Genomic DNA, 3,391 nt, shown 5'->3' on the forward strand with positions numbered 1-3,391 from the left:
GGTGCGGCTGGATCACCTCCTTTCTAAGGAGCAATATGCCGCTTGCAGGCGAATGTCCTGCACGGTTGCTCATGGGTGGAACGTTGACTATTCGGCACACAGGATCGGCTACTGCCAGTACTGCTTCGGCGTGGAAGACAGTTGATCGATCCTGGGTGTCGGGCACGTTGTTGGGTCCTGAGGGAACGGCCGTAAGGCTGTTGCTTCAGAGATGCCGGTCCTATGCGAGGCGGTCTTCGGGTCGTTGAGTGTGGGTGTCTGGTCGTTGTTTGAGAACTGCACAGTGGACGCGAGCATCTGTGGCCAAGTTTTTAAGGGCGCACGGTGGATGCCTTGGCACCAGGAACCGAGCCGTCAACCAGGCTTTGATCCGGGGGTTTCCGAATGGGGAAACCCGGCAGTCGTCATGGGCTGTCACCCATACCTGAACACATAGGGTATGTGGAGGGAACGCGGGGAAGTGAAACATCTCAGTACCCGCAGGAAGAGAAAACAACCGTGATTCCGGGAGTAGTGGCGAGCGAAACCGGATGAGGCTAAACCATGAGCGTGTGAGACCCGGCAGGGGTTGCGCTTGTGGGGTCGTGGGATTTTTCTTGACCGGTCTGCCGGCCGGTCGGCGAGTCAGAAACCGTATGGATAGTCGAAGGACATGCGAAAGGTCCGGCGTAGAGGGTAAGACCCCCGTAGGCGAAATCTGTACGGCTCGTTTGAAGAACTCCCAAGTAGCACGGGGCCCGAGAAATCCCGTGTGAATCTGGCGGGACCACCCGCTAAGCCTAAATATTCCCTGGTGACCGATAGCGGATAGTACCGTGAGGGAATGGTGAAAAGTACCGCGGGAGCGGAGTGAAATAGTACCTGAAACCGTGTGCCTACAAGCCGTGGGAGCGTCGGACATGCAGCTTGCTGTGTGTCTCGTGACTGCGTGCCTTTTGAAGAATGAGCCTGCGAGTTTGCGGTGTGTAGCGAGGTTAACCCGTGTGGGGTAGCCGTAGCGAAAGCGAGTCCGAATAGGGCGATTGAGTTGCATGCCCAAGACCCGAAGCGGAGTGATCTAGCCATGGGCAGGTTGAAGCGGAGGTAAGACTTCGTGGAGGACCGAACCCACCAGGGTTGAAAACCTGGGGGATGACCTGTGGTTAGGGGTGAAAGGCCAATCAAACTCCGTGATAGCTGGTTCTCCCCGAAATGCATTTAGGTGCAGCGTCACGTGTTTCTTGCCGGAGGTAGAGCACTGGATAGGCGATGGGCCTCACCGGGTTACTGACCTTAGCCAAACTCCGAATGCCGGTAAGTGAGAGCGTGGCAGTGAGACTGTGGGGGATAAGCTCCATGGTCGAGAGGGAAACAGCCCAGAACACCGACTAAGGTCCCTAAGCGTGTGCTAAGTGGGAAAGGATGTGGAGTCGCAGAGACAACCAGGAGGTTGGCTTAGAAGCAGCCACCCTTGAAAGAGTGCGTAATAGCTCACTGGTCAAGTGATTCCGCGCCGACAATGTAGCGGGGCTCAAGCACATCACCGAAGTCGTGTCATTGCAGCATATAGGGCCAACGCCTGCTGTGATGGGTAGGGGAGCGTCGTGTGCCGGGTGAAGCGGCGGTGGAAACCAGTCGTGGACGGTACACGAGTGAGAATGCAGGCATGAGTAGCGATACAAGAGTGGGAAACTCTTGCGCCGATTGACCAAGGGTTCCTGGGTCAAGCTGATCTGCCCAGGGTAAGTCGGGACCTAAGGCGAGGCCGACAGGCGTAGTCGATGGACAACGGGTTGATATTCCCGTACCCGCTTTGAAGCGCCAACGCTGAACCAGGTGATGCTAAGGCCGTGAAGCCGGCCCGGAGTCTTCGGACAAAGGGACGTGGTGGAGCCGCTGAACCAAGTCTGTACTAGGTGAGCGATGGGGTGACGCAGGAAGGTAGTCCAGCCCGGGCGGTGGTTGTCCCGGGGTAAGGGTGTAGGGCGTTGTGTAGGCAAATCCGCACAACACGTAGCCTGAGACCTGATGCCGAGCCGATTGTGGTGAAGTGGATGATCCTATGCTGTCGAGAAAAGCCTCTAGCGAGTTTCATGGCGGCCCGTACCCCAAACCGACTCAGGTGGTCAGGTAGAGAATACCGAGGCGTTCGGGTGAACTATGGTTAAGGAACTCGGCAAAATGCCCCCGTAACTTCGGGAGAAGGGGGGCCATTCCTGGTGACGGCACTTGCTGCCAGAGCTGGGGGTGGCCGCAGAGACCAGCGAGAAGCGACTGTTTACTAAAAACACAGGTCCGTGCGAAGCCGTAAGGCGATGTATACGGACTGACGCCTGCCCGGTGCTGGAACGTTAAGGGGACCGGTTAGCTCTGATTCGTCGGGGCGAAGCTGAGAACTTAAGCGCCAGTAAACGGCGGTGGTAACTATAACCATCCTAAGGTAGCGAAATTCCTTGTCGGGTAAGTTCCGACCTGCACGAATGGCGTAACGACTTCTCGACTGTCTCAACCATAGGCCCGGTGAAATTGCATTACGAGTAAAGATGCTCGTTTCGCGCAGCAGGACGGAAAGACCCCGGGACCTTTACTATAGCTTGATATTGGTGTTCGGTTCGGCTTGTGTAGGATAGGTGGGAGACTTTGAAGCCGTGACGCCAGTCATGGTGGAGTCGTCGTTGAAATACCACTCTGGTCGTGCTGGATGTCTAACCTGGGTCCGTGATCCGGATCAGGGACAGTGTCTGGTGGGTAGTTTAACTGGGGCGGTTGCCTCCTAAAGAGTAACGGAGGCGCCCAAAGGTTCCCTCAGCCTGGTTGGCAATCAGGTGTTGAGTGTAAGTGCACAAGGGAGCTTGACTGTGAGACTGACGGGTCGAGCAGGGACGAAAGTCGGGACTAGTGATCCGGCGGTGGCTTGTGGAAGCGCCGTCGCTCAACGGATAAAAGGTACCCCGGGGATAACAGGCTGATCTTCCCCAAGAGTCCATATCGACGGGATGGTTTGGCACCTCGATGTCGGCTCGTCGCATCCTGGGGCTGGAGTAGGTCCCAAGGGTTGGGCTGTTCGCCCATTAAAGCGGTACGCGAGCTGGGTTTAGAACGTCGTGAGACAGTTCGGTCCCTATCCGCTGTGCGCGTAGGAGTGTTGAGAAGGGCTGTCCCTAGTACGAGAGGACCGGGACGGACGAACCTCTGGTGTGCCAGTTGTCCTGCCAAGGGCATGGCTGGTTGGCTACGTTCGGGAGGGATAACCGCTGAAAGCATCTAAGCGGGAAGCCTGCTTCGAGATGAGCACTCCCACCTCCTTGAGAGGGTAAGGCTCCCAGTAGACGACTGGGTTGATAGGCCGGATATGGAAGCCCTGTGAGGGGTGGAGTTGACCGGTACTAATAGGCCGAGGGCTTGTCCTCAG

At 57.0% G+C, this 3,391-nt stretch carries 1 rRNA gene; it reads left to right on the top strand.

Annotated elements, in window-relative coordinates:
• Nucleotides 1-301: 301 nt before the first annotated feature.
• A 23S ribosomal RNA gene (locus tag IF01_RS0140695) occupies nucleotides 302-3,389 on the top strand.
• Nucleotides 3,390-3,391: the final 2 nt, after the last annotated feature.

It is taken from the genome of Kitasatospora purpeofusca (assembly GCF_000718025.1).
Lineage (GTDB): Bacteria > Actinomycetota > Actinomycetes > Streptomycetales > Streptomycetaceae > Kitasatospora > Kitasatospora purpeofusca.